The sequence below is a fragment of the Gemmata palustris genome (assembly GCF_017939745.1).
In the GTDB taxonomy this organism is placed as follows: domain Bacteria; phylum Planctomycetota; class Planctomycetia; order Gemmatales; family Gemmataceae; genus Gemmata; species Gemmata palustris.
The window spans coordinates 2599631-2618886 of record NZ_JAGKQQ010000001.1; the positions used below are offsets into that span (position 1 = coordinate 2599631).

A 19256-nucleotide genomic window follows, 5' to 3' on the forward strand; every position below is an offset into this window, starting at 1 on the left:
TGAGGGACCATTTCATGCCCGCGACCGCGACACGAACTCTCGCCGACCGGTACACCGCGGCGTTCGCCGGATCGAAACAGCGGTTCGAGACCGCGAAAGGCGTTTTCCCCACCGGCGTGACGCACGACGCCCGCATGATGGACCCGTTCCCGGTCTACATCACGCACGCGAAGGGCGCCCACAAGTGGGACGTGGACGGCCACCAGCTCACCGATTACTTCGTCGGGCACGGCTCGCACCTGCTCGGCCACGGCCCGGCCGATGTGGTGAAGGCGGTGCAGGACCAGATGGCACTCGGTACGCACCACGGCGCCTGCCACGATGCGGAAATCGAGTGGGGGCAGCTCGTCCGCAAGTTGGTCCCCAGCGCGGAGCGCGTGCGGTTCACCGGAAGTGGAACCGAAGCGACCCTGATGGCGCTGCGGCTGTCGCGCCTCTACACGGGAAAAGGTAAGTTCCTCAAGTTCCACGGGCACTTCCACGGGTGGCACGATTACGTCACCGTTTCGGCCGATTTCCCCTACGACGCGCCCGGCGTGCCGGGGGTGCCGGACGACGTCGCGGCGCACTGCGTCGCGGTACCGCCGAACGATCTCAATCGGGTGGAAGACGCGCTCAAGGCCGATCCGCAAATCGGCGCGGTGATTTTGGAACCGACCGGCGGGCACTGGGGCGCGGTGCCGATTCGCGGGGAGTTCCTGAAGGGGCTGCGCGAGGTCTGCACGCGACACAATCGGCTCCTGATCTTCGACGAAGTGATTACCGGCTTCCGCGTATCCCCGGGCGGGGCGCAAGCGTTCTACGGCGTCACGCCCGATCTCACGGCGCTGGCGAAGATCCTCGCGGGCGGGTTGCCGGGCGGGTGCGTGGGCGGGCGCGCGGACGTGCTGGCGTACATCGAGCCGCGCGCGGGCAAACCCAAGATGAAGCACCCCGGCACCTACAACGCGAACCCGCTCTCGGCGGCCGCGGGAATTGCCGCGCTGAAGCGCGTCGCGACGGGTGAGCCGACCGAACGGGCCAACCGCGCCGCGACCCGGCTCCGCAACAAGCTCAACGAACTGTTCGCGGCCCGCGAGTGGCCGTGGGTCGCGTATGGGGACTTCAGCATGGTCCGCGTGGTGCCGGGGTACACCGGCCCGCGCCCGAGCACGGCGGCCGGTGTCAACGACGGGTTCGTGCCGTTCGGTGGTGACGTGAACGCGCTCGACGGCCCGAAGAACATGAAGCTGTACCACGCGATGCGCCAGGCCATGTTGCTCAACGGCGTGGACTGGTGGGGCTTCGCGGGCATGACGTGCTGCGACCACACCGACGCGGTCGTCGACCACACCCTGACCGCGTTCGAGGCGAGCCTGGAGGCGCTGACCGCCGAGGGAATGGCGTAGGAGCCGTGCCGGGGGCAAGGGCCACGGATCACGCGGATAAACGGGTAGTGGCCCTACGGTCGGGAGTGGTTGTACAGTCGGATGAAGTACCACAAGGCCCCGAGGTGATTCCTGGGGCACGTGGAGAACGTCCGGGTCTCACAGACGAAGCGCGCATCGCGGTCTCAGCGTGAAGCCCGAAGCGCTCGGTCCGGGTCCGCACGTTCGCGGGTGCGGGGTCGTGGGCCTGATGTTGGGCAAGGAGTAGCGCGGGACCGCGGGGCGGCCCGCACCCAGGGAATTGCACTTCCGCCTGCCCCCGGTTCCGGCGCCCTCATGCGCGCAACGATATAATATTCAATTTTTAGACGAAAATTATTTCCATTAGGCTCGATAATAATATCGGTATTGCACCCTCGACCGAGCGACTCCGGCGTGCGCGGCACGCGCGGGCGGTCGGCGGGCGCCCGCGCGTAGCACGTTCGGACCCGGCCCCACGAATCTACCAGTCGTGCGCCCGGGTCGGACCGAGCGCCGACGCGGGAACCCGTCTCCTCGGCCCCGTCGGTACCATTGGAGCGCGTTTGTGAGTGCATCCGATAAGCACCCCCCGGCCGACCTCGCGGCCCACGAGAACCAGTTCCTGACGTTCCTGCTACAGGACGAAGAGTACGGGCTGGAGATCCTGCGCGTGCAGGAAATCAGGGGGTACTCGAAGATCACCCCGCTGCCCAATTCGCCCCGGGAAGTGAAGGGCGTGATGAACCTGCGCGGGACCGTGGTCCCGATCATCGACCTGCGCGTCCGATTGGGGTTGCGCGAGGCCGAGTACACCCGGTTCACCGTCATCATCGTGGTCACCGTGGGCGCCAAGATCGTCGGGCTCGTCGTGGACGCGGTGTCCGACGTGCTCAACGTCGAGGCCAAAGAAATGGTCCCGACCCCGGACCTGGGCGCGGGCGTGGACACCTCGTTCCTCAACGGCATCGCGCGCACCGGCGAGCGCCTCGTGTCCCTCCTCAACGTGGACCGGCTCGTTGGCAACACCGGAACCCCGGCACTCACCGCGTAACCCGGGCACCACTTCCTCAACTCTCGGGCGCTCTCACTCCAGGGGCAGGATCACGCGCGAACCGCGGGCGCGACCGCGCAGGGGCGAACTATCGAAATGAGTCGCCCGTGGGGCTCTCGTCGTTGGCTCCCGCGGCCCCGCGGCACTACACTGAACCCGGTGCCGCCGCGCTGACCACGGCCGGATGTCCGTTGCGTATCAGAGCCCGCCCGCCCGCCCCGGAGTTCCCGTGAGCGACCCCGTCCCGCCCCCCGCGCCGCGCGCGGCCGCGCCGAGCGCCGACCTGGAAATCAAGGACGCGCACCTCATCTTCTCGGCGGTCTGGGCCGACCTCCTGGAGCGCCACCCGGGGGACGTGCGGTTCCCGAACGAGTTCATCTGGCTCGGCGGCGCCCCCGGGGCCGGCAAGGGCACCAACACCCCGTTCATCGCCCGGGCGCGCGACATCACCGCCCCGCCCATCGTTATCAGCGACCTGCTCACCGCCCCGCAAGCGGTCGCGCTCAAGAACGCGGGCCAGATGGTCGGGGACCGGGAGGTCATCGGCCTGCTGCTCGAGGAGCTGCTCGACCCACGGTACCGGGACGGGGTCGTCATCGACGGGTTCCCGCGCACCAAGGTCCAGGTCGAGTTCCTGAAGCTCTTCTACCACGCGATGCTCGGCGCCGGGGCCCGGGGCGCGCACAAGCCCATGTTCCGCATCGCCCTGCTGTTCGTCACCGAGGAGGTGAGCGTCGCGCGCCAGTTGAAGCGCGGCCGGGTGATCCGGGAGCACAACGCCCAGGTGCGCGAGTCCGGGATCGGGGAGCTCCTCGAGGAGCGCGTCACCGACCTGGACCCGGGCCTGTGCCGGAAGCGGTACAAGGGGTTCAAGGACACCACCTTCGACGCGCTCCAGTCGCTGCGCCAGATCTTCCACTTCCACTTCATCGACGCGGAGGGCGACCTGCCCGAGGTGCAGCGCAACATCGTTCGGGAGTTCGCGTACCAGAGCTCGCTGGAGCTGAGTCCCGAGGTGTTCGCGCTGATCCAGAACATCCCGATCGCCACCGAGCTCTCCCGGCACGCGCGGCAGGAACTGGTGCGCCGGTTGGAGCAGTACGAGCGGGACGCCCCGGACGTGTTCCGGGGCGTGGTGGCGCTGATCGAGTCGAAGCTGCTCCCGATCGTCCAGGCGCACGCCATGTCCGGGCACACACAAATCAACAGCGAAGAGGCGCTGCTCGACGATCCGGTGGCGCTGCGGATGATGATCGACGTGTTCTCGGAGCGCGGGTTCCACGTGACCGTGGACCTCCACCGGGTGGAGATCCCCGCGCGCGTCGACCCGCAGACGTGGGAGATCACGTGCCGGACGAAGAAGGTGTTCCGGATCGAGATCCGGTACCCGCCGTCGGACATCCGCCGCGGGCACTAACGCGCGCCCCTCCGCGGGCGGCGACAGAGGGCGCGCCACGGACCGTCGCGTTCACCGCGACGGGAACGGCTCCTCAAGCGCCCGAGACCATTGCGCAAAGGGAAATAGGAAGTGCAAGACCGCTCAGCCGCGCGAGTTACGCGCGGCGAGAGGTCTAAAATCCGTTTCGGCTCAGTAAGAGTAGTAATACCCGGACGAATTTGAGCCCGTTGAGCCATTATAGGAGTACGACGGCGGGGGCGATGCGGGAGGCGAAGTCGGCGGCGATTGCGATGGCGGGGGTGATGCGGGCGGTGATTGCGACGGCGGGGGGGGCGACGCCGGCGGCGCAGCGCTCGTCGGCGGGGTGGCCGTGCTCGTCGCATACGGCCCGACGCCCTCGCTCAACTGGGTCATGAACAGCCCGTACCCGGTCGCGGAGGAATTCGTCTTCGCACCCGCGTACTTCACAGTGTAAGTACCGGCCTTCAGATACTGGCTAGACGTAACCGGCGGGCGACCCGCGACCGAGGTCAGCGTGAACACGACGTTGCCGTCCCCGTCGTAAACCGTCATCGTGACCGAATCGCCCGCTTTCTGCCCCTGTGCGCCGAGCGCGAACTGGTACACGCCGGCTTCGCTGAGTGAGACCGTATCGGCCGTCGTGGTCTTACCCGCGGCCACGGTTCCGTTCGCGACGTTGTCGAACACGAGCGGCGCGATCTGGTTGAAGTCGGCCGCGAAGAAGTAGCCGCCGGTCGCCTTCGTCGCGCCCTCGCGGGCGGAAACCTGCACGTAGTAGTCCTTACCCGAAACCGCGTTCAGCACCTGCACGCTGAACAGCCCGCGGTCGTTCGAGAGCACCTGGAACGCGACCGCGGTGCCATTCGCGTCGAACACCCGCACGCGGGCGTCCACCGGGTTCGCGTCCAGCCCCCACACCATCACGTTCAGGGTGACCGACGTGCCGGGAGCGTACCGGTCCGTCCGCACGCGGTAGCTGTCCACGTCGTAGGAGTCTTCGAGTACCCCGCGGTAAACGGCGTCGAACCGGGCGTCGGTGCCCGTGTTCGTCTGAACGCCGAGCGCGGTCGCGAGGATATCGTCCGTGTGGCCGTCGAGAACGCCGGTCAGCGTCGTCGTGATCGGGCTGAGCAGCCCGGTGACCGAGAGGAAATCCACCGCGAGTTTGTACCCGCCGATGTCGAACACGTCGTTGCGCGCCCCCTCGACCTTGATCGTGTAGTTCCCGCCGAACAGACCCGGCTTGAAGGTGAGCACGAGGTCGTTGTTCAGCGGGTCGGCGCTCGCGCCGCTCGCGACCACGCGCCCGGCGGAGTCGTACACGGTCACGCGCGCGGTGAGGAGGCTCAGGCCCTCGGTCTTCAGCCGCACGGTCACGTTGCTGAGCATCGCCGTGATCGCGGGCGCGGTGAATTTGTAGTAATCGACGTCGGACATCGTCGTGAGGTCGCCGCTCACGAGGAGCTGCGTGACCGAGTTGCGCGGCATCGCACTGGCCCGCGCGACGGTGTCATTCCCGCCGGCCAGGTCGTAGGCGTCCGCGCGCCGCGCGCCGTAGAGCGCCTGCAGGTGCGCGATGTCGCTCGCGCTCAGGCCCGTCTGGTACTCGTACCCCGAGTGGATCGCCGAAGCCTCGTCGTGATCGTGATCGTGGTCCAGGCCGAATGCGTGCCCGGCCTCGTGGAGCGCGACCGAGTACAGGTCGTAGGCGGAGCCGATCCCGAACGGGGCGCTGGCGTTCAGCACCATGTCCCCGCTCAGGGTGGTGCCGGTCCAACTGAACGGGGACGTGCTCGCCAGCACGTCCGGCGAGAGCCCGACCGCGGCGACCCGGATGTCGCCGAAGCGCGCGTCGCCCTGCACCGCGCCGACCGCGCCGAGCACCTGCCCGCCGTCGGTCACGAGGCCGATGTTGATGTTCGCGTTCACCGCCCACGTCTGGAACGCGCGGAGGATCTCGAGCTTCCACTGCGCGCTCGTGCCGGCGGAGTTGAGAACTTGGCTGAGGCTACTGGTCCCGAGCGGCGTTTGCGTGCCGTCGGCAACGAAGCTAAAAGTCAGGTGTTCCGGGTCGGCCCACGGCACACCGAACGTGGTCGGCAGGCTGCGATCTTCGAGAGCTTCAAAAGCGGAACCGAGGCGGGCGAACTTCATCGGGATCTCACTATGGGCGGTTCAGCGGGCGAACAGTTTAATGGGCGATCTTGTGGCAGGACGAACTCGGCGTACTCGGAGAAAGTTGATAGGCGGGTCCGACCCGCCACGCTTTGTCGTTTTTTTCACGAAGCACCCCGACGGGCGCCTTTTGTGTGACACCCACCGCCCTTGCGGGCGGGGTTCACTGGCCGGGCTACTTTTTCTCGGACCGGGGCGCGTTGAGAGCCTTTGCGTCCCGCACCGCGTTCTTGAAATCCGGGTCGTTCCGGAGCGCGTCGAGGTCCGCATCGGTGTCCACGATGTCGAGTGCGAATCCGGTCTTGAGGCCGTCCCAGATCAAGTTCAGTGCGGCGCGCTTGTCCTCGGGGTGGGTCTTGGCGGTCAGAGCGTAAATGCACCCGACCTGGTACAAGTTCGGGGCGCGGGTGTCGCGCCGGACCGCGTCCTGGGCGTCGCTCAGGGCCTCCGCGCGCTTCCCGGCGCGGGCGAGCAGCACCCCGCGCCCGGCGCGGGCGGCGACGTAGTCCGGGTGCAACTGGACCGCGCGGTCCAGGACCGCGATCGCGTCGGCGGCGCGGTTCAGGTGCTCGGACAGGAGGTACGCCTTCAGCTCCAGGGCGAACACCGACCACGGATTGATCTTGAGAGCCTCGTCCGCGTCCGCGAGCGCGGCCCTCGGGTCGTTGGCGAACCGGATCTGGTTCTCGGCCCGCGCGACCCAACTCAGTTCGTCCGTCGGGGTGATCTTGAACCCCGCCTCGCGGTCCGCTTTCGCGCCCTCGAGGTCGTTCTTGAGGAACTTCGCAGTGGCCCGCTTGAAGTACGCCCGGGCCGGCGCGATACCGGTCGCGAGGGCGCGGGTGTAGTCCTCAATCGCGCCGGGGGTATCATCCGTTGCTTCGCGCAACTGGCCGCGCTGGACGTAGGCTTCGGCCAACTTCGCATCGAGCTTCAGCGCCCGGTCGTAGTCGTCGCGCGCGTCGGAGTAGAGCCGCGTGCGGAAGAACGCGAACCCGCGGTTCATCCACGCCGGGGCGAAGTCCGGGCGGAGCGAAACGCACGCGCTGAAGCACATCGCGGCGAGTTCGTTCTGCTCGAGTGCGAGGTGTGCGGTACCGCGGAGGAACCACGCGGAAAAGTTCTCCGGGTCGAGCAGCGTCGCGCGCTGGAGGTGCCGGAGCGCGTCGCGGTGCCGGCCGTCGCGCGTCTGCTGGCTCCCCGCGAGGTACAGGTCGCGCGGCAATTCGAGCGGCGCGAGTTCCGATTCGGCGCGGAGCCGTTCGGCCTCGGCGCGGCTCCCACTGAGGTCCGCCACGCGCGCCCGCTGCTCGCGCACCGCGCGGGGCAACCGATCGTTCCCGTAGCGCTCCGCGAGTTCGTTCCACTTGGTCGCGCGCCCGATCTGTTCCCCGCGTTCCTGTTCGTCCGTGGCCCCCGATGCCTTGAGCAGTGCGACCTGGGCCATGAGGAAGAACGTTTCACCAACGTCCCCGCGCACCCGCTCCCGGTCGGCCGCGGGGAGGTACTGCAGGACCGGTTCGGACTGCCACGAATCCCCGCTGGTGTCTTCGGGGATGCCGTACCCGGTGAGCACGGCGCGCAGCTTCTCCAGCCCCTCATCGAGCCGCGAACGGGACCGCGTGCGGTCGTCGAGGAACGTCTGGGCGTCCCGGAACGCGGTCTGGTGGTCGGCGAACCGGCCGCGCGCTTCGAGGTCGCGGGTGCGCTCGCGGGTGTACGCCGCCGCGCCGACCGTGCCGGTCAGGAGCACCACCGCGAGCGCGGCGACCGCACCGGACGACGCGAGCCGCGGGTGCCGCCGCGCCCACTTACGAGCGCGCTCGCGCGCGGACCGGTCCGGGGCGAATTTCAAACGCCTGTTGGCGAGGTGCCGGTCGATGTCTTCGCGCAGGTCCTCGGCGCGCTGGTACCGGTCCCCAGGTTCGGGCGCGAGGCACTTGCGGATAATCGCGTCCGCGCCCGGCGAGACGGCCGGGTTCAGCGCCCGCGGGGACGGCGGGGCCGCCCGGTCCTCGACCATGTGCGGAACGGTGACGCGCGGCGATCCGCGCCGGACCGGGAACGGGTGCTTCCCGGTGAGCAACTCGAACAGGATGACGCCGAGCCCGTACAGGTCGCACCGGCCGTCGAGCACGCCCGACGCGGAGCGGAACGCCTGCATGTGTTCCGGGGCCATGTACGGCAGCGTGCCGCCGATCATCGCCCGCTCCGCCGACCCGCGGAGCTTCATGTCTTCGGCGAGGTTGAAGTCGAGGAGCATCGGGCGCCCCTCGTCCGTGAGCAGCACGTTCGCGGGCTTCAGGTCGCGGTGCAGAATCCCGCGGCTGTGGGCGTGTGCCAGCCCGTCCGCGAGTTGCCCGCCGAGCGCGAGTACGGCATCGACATACGGCAGCCCGTCCAGGCGCGCCCAGCCCTCCGGGGCCTCGGCCGGGAGCGGCGGTTCCGCGCCCGGGGCCACCGCGGACGCGACATCGGATGGCGCGAGTGCCACCTCGGAACCGGCTCCCGGAGCCTGACCCGAGTTCGTTTTAACGGAGGTCTCGAGGTTCCCGCGGGTCAGCGTGCTCCGAAGTTCGCGCCCGGAAGTGGGAACGTTCGGGCGCGAACTCAGGTGCTGCACCACTTGTGCGAGCGTGGTACCGCCCAGGAACGGCATGCACACGGCCTGGAACGGCCCGGCCTTGTGGTACGAGTAAATGGGTACGATGTTCGGGTGCTGGAGCTGCGCGAGCGTGTTCGATTCGCCCGCCAAGCCGCTCGCGACTTTGAGCGCCACGAACCGGCCCGCGAGATCGCCCTGGCGCGCGAGGTACACGCGCCCGAACGCACCGCGCCCGAGTTCTTTGGTCAGGTGGAACCCGACGAACTCCGTGCCCGCGTCCGGGAGTGATGCGGCGACGTCTTGCCAGTCCGAAAGTTCATCCGCCGCGGACAGCACGCGCGCCCGGGCCGTCTGACGCGGGGGTTGCCAGTTGTTGCGGTGCTGGGTGTGTCGCGCGTCCGGAATGGCCGCGGTGCGAGCGTCGTCGGGGGGCGGGGGCGTGAACTCGGGGAGCGCGTTCGTGCGCGCGATGTCCTCGTCCGGTCCGGGTGCGAGAGACGACCCCGGTCCGAAGGAGCCCCAATCGGACGTGTTCACGCCGTACTTGTTCCGGTACTCGTCCGGGTGAACCGAATCGCCGGCCCGGATCCGCTGGCGGTACTCCTCGAACGCGACCGCGGCGAGCAGGACCGAGTTCGTGAGCACGACGGGGAAGCGCGCGGTGTAATCGGCCACGCGCTTGCGCCGGCCCCGGGTCCAGGCGTGCTCCAGGTCGATGCGAACCAGTTCGCCCAGTACGGCCGGGTAGAGCGGGTGCCCGGGGGCCGGGAGGTGGCGCGCGAAGTCCGCGCCCGGATCGACTTCCAGGGCCGCCTCGAACGCCTCGACGCGGTGCGCGAGTTCGGCGGACATTGACGGTGCGACAACGGCGGTGGGCGCGTTCACAACAACTCCGGAGCGGTGGGCGGGTTCACTCTCAGGCGCGCGACAGGCGCGCGCGGAAGTCTTGCAGGACGCGCTCGACGGTGCGGCGCGAGCGCCCGGTTTCGCGGGCGATCTCCCCGACCTCGTAGCCCTCGGTGCGCAAGCGTATGATGGCGCGGTTCGATTCGGGAAGTGCGGCCAGTTGCTCGTCCATCACCATCCGCAGGAACGCGGCGGCGGAATCGTCGGCGGCCAGCGCGGGGTGGGAGTCGAGGTCCGGCACGGACGCGGTCTGGCGCACCGCGCGCTTGTTGGCCTCGTGGTGCCCGACCAGCGCGCGAACCTTGTTCACCGCCAGCACCATGAGCAGCCCCCACAGTTCGCCCTCGGGGGGCACCTCGTAGGCGCGGTGCCGCGCGCCGTGGAAGAACGCGCGGAACACGGACTGGAGCACGTCGTCCGCGTCGAACCGGCCGGCATAATTGGGGGTGCAGTACTGGCGCGCGAGTGCGCGGAGGCGATTGGCGTAGCGCGAGTAGATGTCGGTGGCCGCGGCGTCGTCGCCGCCCTGGTACCGTAGTAGCAGTGCGGCGTCGGTGCCGGCTGCGGCCACGGGCGGGCCGTCGGGCAACCCGGGCATGGGCGATCTCCTGTCTCGCGCTTCTTCAAGTGTGACCACGGAATGGCGCGTTCCGTTCGCCTATTCCGCGGTTGAACCGTAGGACGCGGTTGCAGGCACACAAATGGATTTTGCAGAATACCGGGGTTCTGCTGCGACAATAGATCACAACTGAAAGGAGCGTCATTAACAAACCGCGCCGTTGTTAAAATGATGAAATCGCGCGGGACGAGATGGAATGTGCGAGCCGGACGCGAATCTGTAACAGCTTCCCAGGGTGCGCGTCTGCGCCGCGACCCTGGGCTGAGGAACCTAACCCCTTCGGGGTACAGACGGAATCGTGATGGATGCGCTCTGCGGAGCGCGGGCGACTCGCCCGCATGACCGCACGGGTCGGATGGGCGTGCCTTTACTCGCCGACCAGCTCCGCCCGCAGCCGCTCCAGTCGTCCTTCGATCTCGCCGGAGCCGGAATATACTTCCAGGCACTCGGTCAGCACCCGCCCGGTGAGTGCCGCATACTTGCCGAACTGCGGAAAGAACCGGGCCTTGGCTTCTCCCACGCGGGCCAGCGGCCAGACGGCCAGCCCCCCCGTTCGACGTGTCCGACCACAGCCACAGGCCGCCGAGGCTGCAACGCGCCCATTCCAGGCCGGTCTGTCGGGCCAGCACCCGACCCCACACCAGTGCTGCCGCAGCCACCCCGCCGGGCGGGTAGCCGATCCCTTCGTAGTCCAAGTAGTCCAGCGCACGAATGTCTCCGAGGCCGCCGCCGAACGGCTCGCCGAGCCACGGCATCGACCGCAGAGACTCCCAGAGGGCGCAGAACTCGGCGGCCGCCTGATCTACCCCGGCCAGGTCGTCTTGTGTGGCCGGCGTGAACTCCACCCGCGTGCCCTCCGTTCGCAGAACGCTCAAGCTCAGCGGACCAACCCGCCCGAGCGACTTTGAATCGTAGCGGAAACCGTCGCGGCGGGTACGAGTCTACTTCTTGTCCTGGACTCGCTCCAGGGTTATTAAACCCAACTCGCTCAGCGCCCCGGGCACGAAGGTTGTGGGGCGCCCCTTCTCGGCGCTACTCGGGTCGCGCAGGCAAATGACGAGTCGGTCCTTTTCCAGCTTGTAGATGCCCTGGCTCGTCGTGCCCTTGCTCTTCCCTTCCAGGGTGACCAGATCAATGTGCTTCGGGGATTGGGTCGGGTCCAGTTTTACAGACGTCTTCCCGCCCGGTTCCTCGCCGGGGTCCGTGAACCGGACCTCCGTGCCCGAGAACGACCAGCGCATCCCCTCGAGTTCCGCAGCCGGGGCCTTCTTCCCGTTGGCTTCCAGGGACACAACCTTCCAGTCCCCGGTGAGCCGTTTAAGGTCATCGGCCGCTACGGGTTTGAGGTCGGGCGACTTCGAGCCTCCCACCCCATCCCGCCTCTCAAAACTATCCAATTTATCCTGCCTATCCAACACGTCCTTGAGGAGCTTGATTACCTGCGGAAGCTTTGAGGGAGACGAGAGCCCGAATCCGTCGGAGTAGTATTTCAGCCGGGGCTTCAGGTTTTCGATTTGCCGCTCCAGTTCGGCCACTTTCTTGGTCAGCGCGACCGCGTCTTCCTTGCCCGGTTGCCCGGCGGCGTTGATGTCCCTACGGTGTTTGAGCAGTTCGGCCTCGGAGATTACCGACCAGAGCTGCTCGAATTCGGCGAAGCGGTCCTTCGCCTCCTGGAGTAACTCCGCGTTCGTTTTGGCCTTCGGAGCGGGCTCGACTTTTTGGGGCGGGGCCGCGGGTGCGGGCATCGGCGGTGCCGGGGCCGGTTGCAGCGAGCCATACGCGGTAATCGCGGCCCCGGCCAGTCCGAGCAGACCCGCGGTCGCGCCCGCGACCATCTTCCATTTGGCGGTACTCATGGCGTGGAGAACTCCTTCGGTAAGGGATGACACGACGGGGCGAACGGCCGAGCCACCGCCCGCGAGGGCCGCCGCCGCGCGAACCACACCGGCCGGCGTGGTCGACGCGGACAGTATCAGAACGGGGGCCACGCCGCGCCGGGCGAGCCGATCGCGCAGCAGGGCTCGGGCACGGCTGAGGCGCCCGGCCACGGTCCCGACCGGGCACCGCAGTGTGACCGCGGCTTCGACGTGGGTGCGCCCTTCCAGATCGCACAACACGACCGGCAGCCGGTACCGGTCCGGGAGCCGCGCCAGTTCCTCCTGAACGATCCCGGCGAGTTCCGGGTCGGGGCCTTCCGGGGCCGGGACGGTGCTCAGGTGGTCCGAGGTGGCGACGGGATCTCGAGCGGCTCGCGCGCGCGACTTCAGTGCGACGCGGACGGCCACCCGGTGCAACCACCCGCCGACACACGCCCCGCGAATGGCCGCGGCTTTACGAGCGAAGATGAGGAACGTGGCCTGAAAAGCGTCCTCGGCATCGACGTCCGAGCGGACGATGCGCCGGCACGGTGTCCAGACGGTGTCGGCGTGTCGGCGAACGAGCAGCTCGAACGCGGCCGCGTTTCGGTCTTGCGCGAACTGGCGCAGGAGTTCGGCATCCGGGACCGTGTCCCCGGCCTCAACTGTCGCGGCCAACAAACGAGTGAATCGGCGCAACATAAGACGTCAAATCCCCGGGACCGTCACTCTTCCTCCTAACATGATCCCGGAACGGCCCCGATCCATACGCCTAAATTCGGAAAACGACGGGCCGAACCCAACGTTGGGTTCGGCCCGTCGTTTTCCCTTCCACACTCTGCTTTACCCCGCCGCCTAAGACAGCAGCCCCTTGACGTGGTCCCACTTCGCGCCGAGGACGGACTTGCTGTCGCAGTTCAGCCAATTATCGAGCAGCGTGGCGTACAGGCTGCGGAAGTCGGTGTGGTACTTCAGATCGTCCGCGTCGAGGTCCGACAAGCTCGGGTGCTTGCCCACCACCCCGCCCTTCACGCCCCCGCCGGCCAGGAGCACGCACGCGGCCGCGCCGTGGTCGGTCCCGCGACTGCCGTTCTCGGTCACCCGGCGCCCGAACTCCGAGAACGTCAGCACCCGCGTGCGCGTGTCGTGCCCGGTCTCTTTCAGTTCGCGGAAGAGCTCACCGATGCCCGTTGCGAGTTGCGTGAGGAGTTGCTGGTGCGCGGGCGCTTGGTCGGCGTGCGTGTCGAACCCGTCGAGGCTCACGTAGAAAATGCGCGTCCCGAACCCGCGCGCGATCAGCCCCGCGATGAGCTGGAACTTCTGCTGGAGCCCGCCGCCGAACCCGCGGATCGCCCGCGGGCCTTCGATCAGCTCGCGCAAATTCTCGACCGCGGTGAGCGTCTGCACTTGGCGCCGCTGGACGAACGACAGCGGGTCATCGTCGTCCGTGCTCGACGCGGGCGCGGACACCTCTTCGAGCAGTTTCCGGCGCGAATCCTTCCGGTCGCCGCCACCGAGTTCGAGCCGGAACGAGTTCTGATCGCCCACGCTCACCGCCCCGCGCCCCTGGGCGCCGGTGGCCGCGAGTGGCGCCTTACCGGTCCCGACGTGGAGGATGGGCACGCCGCCGGAACGGTTCTCCATTTCGCCGGACGCGCGCCCGAGCCAGCCGGTCGTGGCCGCGCGCTTCGGGTCGGCGGTGTGCCAGATGTCCATCGCTTCAAAGTGCGACCGGTCCGGGTTCGGGTACCCGACGCCCTGCACCACCGCGAGGTTCCCGGCGTCCCAAAGGGGCTTCAACCCCTGCATGCCCGAGTGCAGCCCGACGTGGTCGTCTAACACGACGACCTGCTGTTTCGTCTGGCGCAGCGTGGGGCGCGCCTTGTGGTACAGGTCGTCGGCGTAGGGGATGACGGTGTTGATGCCGTCGTTTCCGCCGGTCAGTTCGACAACAACGAGAATAGTGTCCTTACCCGGCGCGGCCGCGCGCGCGGTCTGCGCGACGAATTGCGGCACCACGGACCCGAGGGCCACGAGCGACGACCCGCGCAACGCGCTGGTCAGAAACTGCCGACGGTTGAACATGGGTTTCTCCGTTTGGGAACCGGCCCGGTTTCAACGCCACGCATTTGCGGGCGTGGTTATTTGTTCCGCTCCAGCGCTCGGAGGCGCCAAATGGCACGCACTACCAACCCGACTGAAACGACCAACCAAATGGCGTGAAGCGACCCGACGATCACAGTACCCCAAGACTCGGCGATAAGGTCGATCAGTGCCGCCGCGCCCCACATCACAAGCGGTCCCAGCGGAATGCCGGGCATACAACTCGTCCCGCGCCGTTGCCCCTCCGGGACACCCGCACGAGCGTCTTCAACTGCCAGATGCGCCGCGCCAGCCAACAATCCAAAGCACCAAGCAACGAAGAGGAGCAACAACAACGCCCACCACGGCATCGCGATTCCCGTTACGCCAACTGAGTTTCCGGCATCGTCAGAATCGCGTGTGCGGCTTCGCGCGCCCGGCGCGCGAGGATCAGGCCCGTGGGGTTGTCCTCGGCGACGAACGCGACGAGCTTCGCGCGCGCCTCCGCGCGCACCCCACCGGGCGCGTACATCTCGATGAGCGCATTAACCACGTCCCCGGGCTTCGTCGCGTGCGCGTCCTCGATCGCCCGCGCCGGGTCGAGCGCCTTCGGCGGCGGCAGATCGCTGGCTACGACAAACGGCGCGGTTTCCGGTGGCGGTGCCCACACCGTTCCCGACGCGAGTTCCGCGGCGAAGTTGTTCCGCTCGAGTACGGTCGCGGTGTTCAACCACGTCCGACCGCCCGGCCAGCCCTTCACGTTCGGCGGTGCAAAGAGCGCCTGCCCCATCCCGTTCAGCCACTTAACGAGTGACTGGTGCGCGAGCGGCCGGTAGTACGGGTCGCCCTCATCGAAGCGCTGATAGGTCGCCAGCACCGCGCCGAGCGCGTACTCGATGGGGCTTTTGATGCGCTTGCGGAAAGCGTGATCCGAATAGAAGTGGCGCGACGCCAGCATCGTCTTCACGAGCGCCGCGGTGTCGTACTCGCTCTTGCGGAACGCCTCGCAGAGCGGCTCCAGGAGACTTTGCGGCGGTGCGATCTCGCTGACGAAGAACGTGTACAGTTTGCGCACCAGGAACCGCGCCGCGGCCGATTGCTCTAGCACGATCTTCACGATATCGTCGCCGCGCCAGGGGCCGGTCTTGCCCAGAACGGTCTTGTCGCCCATATCGTGCTGGGCGTCGTTGAACTGGAACCCCTTGCCATCGGTGTGCCAGCCGGTGAAGGCCCGGGCCGCTTCGCGCACGTCCTTTTCGGTGTAATTGCCCACACCGAGGCTGAACAGTTCCATCAACTCGCGGGCGTAGTTCTCGTTCGCCTTGCCCTTCACGTTGCTGTTCGAGTCGAGCCACACGAGCATGGCCCCGTCGCGCGTGACCGCGTGCAATAGCGGGCCGAACTGCCCCAGCGCGTGGGTGCGGAACAGGCCGTTCTGTTGGAACATGAGGTTCGGGTCGCGCACCTTCACCATGCTGGTCGCAAAGTGGTTGTGCCAGAACAGCGCCAGCTTCTCGCGCAGCGGGTGACCGCCCTGCAACATGCAGTACAACCACCACCCGCGGAGCTGCGTGCCGTCGGCGTCGCGCGTGGCCGCGACCCGACCCACGTCCGTGAGCGTGGGTACCATTTCCGCCGCGTTGGGCTGCCCCCCGAGGAGCAGTTCCAGCGTCTTGGCCGGACCGTCCTTCACGGCCCGTTCGAGTTCCACCGCGCTCGCGCCGAAGGCGGCCCGGCGGTAGAGGTGCGCGGCCCACTTGCGGTCCCACGGATCGGACGCGGAGGGCGCCCACGGCTTCCACGCCTCAACGGGATCGAGCTTGTCCAACGGGAGCGGAGCGGCCACGACCGACCTCCTGCATGAGTTCCAGAGTTCCAGAGTTCCGGCCGCGCTCGTAACCCGGGTGCGTGTGCATCCCGGGGTCCGGTTTATACCCCGAAGGGGTTAGATTCCTCAGCCCAGGGTCGCGGCGCGGACGCGCACCCTGGGAAACAAATGGGCGCCCTACTGATTGCCATCTTCTGTAGCCGGTCTCTGTGAGACTGGGACGCCCACCGCTTGTGGCTCCCCAGCCTCACACAACGGATTGCAAACGCGAATAGCACCGGGCCGTGAACCAGTGTTTTGGTTGTGCCCTCTCCCCTTGCGGGAGAGGGTCGTCGCGCTTCGCGGCGGGGTGAGGGGTTGCTTCGTGGGTGTGGCGGCCACCCCGCACCCGGTTCGCAAAGCCTCACCACCCTCTCCCGCAAGGGGAGAGGGCATAACACCAAGCCGATCTACAACCCACGTTTGCAATCTGTTGACAGAGGCCGGCTACAGAAAAATAATCACATCAATACCGCGCTACTTTTTCTGAACGGCCACTTCGTAACCGAGGGTGCGTTCCTCGCCCTTCGGCGCCGATCCGCGGAGCTTGGCAACGCCGCCTTCGAGGGCGTACTCGAAGGGCTTGCCCGAAAACGGGTCCACCGAGAGTGGAACGCCAACGTCGTCGAGTTTGTTGGGGAGTTTCCCGTCGTGGGCCGCGGCGAACGTGCGGAGCGCTTCCACGACCCGTAACAGCGCGACCCGTTGCTCGAACCGAGTTTGCGTCCGGCGCACGTCAGCGACGCGCGGCACCAAGTCCGTGAACAACCCGTCCGCCCCCCTCCTCTTCGTGCCCGGGAGCGCGTCCATCTCCCACGCCTTCACACCGAGTAGACGAATCTCCTCGTCGCGGCGAACTTCGTAATCGCGCTTATCGTCCAACAACACAATGTGGACCGGATCGAACCCCTCAACTGCGTTCTTGCTCATACCCGTTTCGATGAGCCGGCCCCGGGCCGCGCGAACACCGGCCGCGTCTTTGGCCCGTGCCGCGAGTACCGCCCGCAAGTTCCGCGGCGGGAGCCCCGCCTGCTCGCGAATGTAACCCGCGCGCCCGGACAACCGGCTCACGAGGTCTTCGACTTCGGTGCTACTCAGCGCGGAATCGTCGCGGAACGCGCGCAGGTCGTTATCCGCCAGCGCGCGGTCGCCCTGAACGCCCTTCCGCAGTTCCACGAGCGGGCACGGCAGATCGGTCAGCGCCCAGTATAAGTTCGGGCACCCCGGTTGTTGAATCAATTCCCAGAGCGTGTCGAGGGCCATGTCCGCGATGGCGATCCCGGTGCGGTTCGCAGCGGAGGTGGGGTAGTCGCTCAGGTGCCGGGCGAGCGCGAACATCGTCTTCGCGGTGCGGATCGCGTCGTCGAAGTCCCCGCGTGCGACTTCCCCGCGGAACCGGATCTGGAGCGAGGCCCCGAGCAACTGGAGCGGGCCGAGTTCGGGCAACCGCAGGTCCGGGCCTTCGGTCTGCACGCGATCGAGCACCTGCCAATCGACCGTATCGAGCCGCGCTGCCCAATCCGCTTGCGACAGTGCGGACCCACCGTAGTTACTGAGCGGCTCCTTCACGAGTTCCTTCAGCGTCATCGACTGGTACCGCACGCGCTGTGCGACCCCATCTTTGCCAAAGAAGAAGTTCCGCTGCTCCATGAAGCACCGGAGGTACCACTGCGCCGCGTTCCCGGCCCTCAGTTCCCGAATTTCGGGCAGGAGCTGGTACTTGAGCGCGAGCTTCGGCACGGCCACCGGGTGGACGGTCACGCGCACGGTCGGCGCCGCAACGGGAGCGGCCAGCGCTGCGGCGGCCAGAATAATGGCAGTCATCGCGAACGGGTTCCTGTTGGAGTACACACAAATCACAGGGCTCCCGCCCTGTGCTACGAACGCCGGCCCCTCCGGGGCGGAAAGACATTCGGGGTACGGGTCTTCGCCCCGGAGGGCGGTAACGCATTCCGGGTATTGGTCTTCTCTTCGCCCCGGAGGGGCCGGCGTTCGTAGCACAGGGCGGAAGCCCTGTGCGCTTATGTGCTTCCGCCACCCTGTGCGCCTGTGTCTGCGGCCCCTCTGCGGCGGTAACGCATTCCGGGTATTGGTCTTCTCTTCGCCCCGGAGGGGCCGGCGTTCGTAGCACAGGGCGGGAGCCCTGTGCGCTCATGTGCTTCCGCCACCCTGTGTGCCTGTGTCTGCGGCCCCTCTGCGGCGGTAACGCATTCCGGGTATTGGGCTTCTCTTCGCCCCGGAGCGCCTGTGTTGAAGGTCAAGGGAAAAACACGCGATTAGGCGGTGGCGACGTTCGGGGTCCACGGTTTGTTGTCGCGGATCATGGCATTAAGGATGACGAGGAGCTTGCGCATCGCCGCCACCTGCGCGACCTTGATCGCTTTACCCGCCTTTCGCCGCTTCTGATAGAACGCGCGGATCGGCTCGTTGTACCGCACGGCCGAGAGGATCGCCATGTACAGGCCGCTCCGAACGCCCGCGCGCCCGCCGGCGATCGAACGGGTGCCCGACATCCGGCCACTGTCGCGGCTCATCGGGGCCACGCCCACGAGCGACGCGATCCGCTTGTTCGAGAGCGTTCCCAGCTCCGGGAGCTCGCTCACCAGCACCCGGCTCACGACCGGTCCGATGCCCGGAACCCCTTGGAGCAGGTCGTCCTTGGCGCGCCACACCGGACGCGCTTCAATGAGCTCGGCCAGTTCCTTGTCGACCTGGTCCAGTTGCTTCGAGAGCCACGCGATGTGGGCCCGCACGCTCGTCGCCACGCGCGCGGTCGCCAGGGCCAGGCGGTTGGCCTCCGCGGTGCGCATCTCCAACAGCTGGCGGCGCCGGTCCACGAGACCCGCGAGGGCCACGGCCTCGGCACCGGGGAGCGCCCGGACCTCGGGTCGGATGGCCTCGGCGAAATGGGCCAGTACCGCGGCGTCGATGGCGTCGGTCTTGGCGAACTTGCCGGTGGCCCGGGCGAAGTCCCGTACCTGGCGCGGGTTGACGACGGCCACGGGGTGCCCGGCCGCGGCGAGGGCCGCGGCCACCGCGCCCTCGAACCCCCCGGTGGCTTCGAGGACGATGCGCTCGGGCGCCCGTTCGCCCACGCGCGCGAGTAGGGCCGCAATACCGGTCGGGTCGTTGGTGTAGCGCGCGGCCGATCCGTCGGGCCGCGCGTGGAGGTCGAGATGATCCTTGGAGACATCGATCCCCACGAAACATGCGGTCGTCATGGTGGTGCCCCGATGCACCCGTTCGGCCCGGCCTTGCGAATCCGGTTGGGGTCCACGCGCCTGTTC

At 67.8% G+C, this 19256-nt stretch carries 12 protein-coding genes; 3 read left to right on the plus strand and 9 right to left on the minus strand.

Features of this window, described 5'->3' with window-relative positions; all coding sequences use genetic code 11:
- Nucleotides 1–14: 14 nt before the first annotated feature.
- The 3 genes from J8F10_RS10640 (at nucleotide 15) to J8F10_RS10650 (ending at nucleotide 3856) form a co-directional block, all read left to right on the plus strand.
- Nucleotides 15–1388: an aspartate aminotransferase family protein gene (locus J8F10_RS10640; protein WP_210653803.1), complete on the plus strand. Its 1374-nt coding sequence runs from the start codon at nucleotides 15–17 to the stop codon at nucleotides 1386–1388.
- Between the two features lie 565 nt (nucleotides 1389–1953).
- The gene (locus J8F10_RS10645) at nucleotides 1954–2439 is read left to right on the plus strand and encodes a chemotaxis protein CheW (protein ID WP_210653804.1); all 486 of its coding nucleotides are present in this window, start codon (nucleotides 1954–1956) and stop codon (nucleotides 2437–2439) included.
- A gap of 229 nt (nucleotides 2440–2668) precedes the next feature.
- Entirely contained in the window at nucleotides 2669–3856 is a 1188-nt protein-coding gene (locus tag J8F10_RS10650; protein ID WP_315854102.1) for a nucleoside monophosphate kinase, read from the plus strand.
- 171 nt (nucleotides 3857–4027) lie between these two features.
- On the opposite strand, the gene J8F10_RS10655 is transcribed toward J8F10_RS10650, so the two are convergent.
- The 9 genes from J8F10_RS10655 to J8F10_RS10695 all read right to left on the minus strand — a co-directional run bounded on the left by J8F10_RS10655 (nucleotide 4028) and on the right by J8F10_RS10695 (nucleotide 19190).
- A complete protein-coding gene (locus J8F10_RS10655; protein WP_210653806.1) occupies nucleotides 4028–6013 on the minus strand; it encodes a matrixin family metalloprotease in 1986 nt (661 codons plus the stop codon).
- 196 nt (nucleotides 6014–6209) lie between these two features.
- Nucleotides 6210–9524 (minus strand): protein kinase domain-containing protein, encoded by a 3315-nt coding sequence (locus tag J8F10_RS10660; protein WP_210653807.1) that lies wholly within the window; start codon nucleotides 9522–9524, stop codon nucleotides 6210–6212.
- A gap of 31 nt (nucleotides 9525–9555) precedes the next feature.
- Nucleotides 9556–10143, minus strand: coding sequence for an RNA polymerase sigma factor (locus tag J8F10_RS10665; protein WP_210653808.1), 588 nt, complete (start codon nucleotides 10141–10143; stop codon nucleotides 9556–9558).
- Nucleotides 10144–10531: 388 nt separating this feature from the next.
- Nucleotides 10532–10684 carry a hypothetical protein gene (locus tag J8F10_RS10670; protein ID WP_210653809.1) on the minus strand — a complete coding sequence of 51 codons (153 nt, stop codon included), beginning with the start codon at nucleotides 10682–10684 and terminating at the stop codon, nucleotides 10532–10534.
- A 421-nt stretch (nucleotides 10685–11105) separates the two neighbouring features.
- Nucleotides 11106–12722: a sigma-70 family RNA polymerase sigma factor gene (locus tag J8F10_RS10675; RefSeq protein ID WP_210653810.1), complete on the minus strand. Its 1617-nt coding sequence runs from the start codon at nucleotides 12720–12722 to the stop codon at nucleotides 11106–11108.
- Nucleotides 12723–12875: 153 nt separating this feature from the next.
- On the minus strand, nucleotides 12876–14105 hold the full coding sequence (locus tag J8F10_RS10680) for a DUF1501 domain-containing protein (protein WP_210653811.1): 1230 nt from the start codon (nucleotides 14103–14105) through the stop codon (nucleotides 12876–12878).
- Between the two features lie 379 nt (nucleotides 14106–14484).
- Nucleotides 14485–15948 carry a DUF1800 domain-containing protein gene (locus J8F10_RS10685; RefSeq protein WP_210653812.1) on the minus strand — a complete coding sequence of 488 codons (1464 nt, stop codon included), beginning with the start codon at nucleotides 15946–15948 and terminating at the stop codon, nucleotides 14485–14487.
- Nucleotides 15949–16446: 498 nt separating this feature from the next.
- Nucleotides 16447–17793 (minus strand): hypothetical protein, encoded by a 1347-nt coding sequence (locus tag J8F10_RS10690; RefSeq protein ID WP_210653813.1) that lies wholly within the window; start codon nucleotides 17791–17793, stop codon nucleotides 16447–16449.
- 452 nt (nucleotides 17794–18245) lie between these two features.
- Nucleotides 18246–19190 (minus strand): IS110 family transposase, encoded by a 945-nt coding sequence (locus tag J8F10_RS10695; RefSeq protein ID WP_210652302.1) that lies wholly within the window; start codon nucleotides 19188–19190, stop codon nucleotides 18246–18248.
- Nucleotides 19191–19256: the final 66 nt, after the last annotated feature.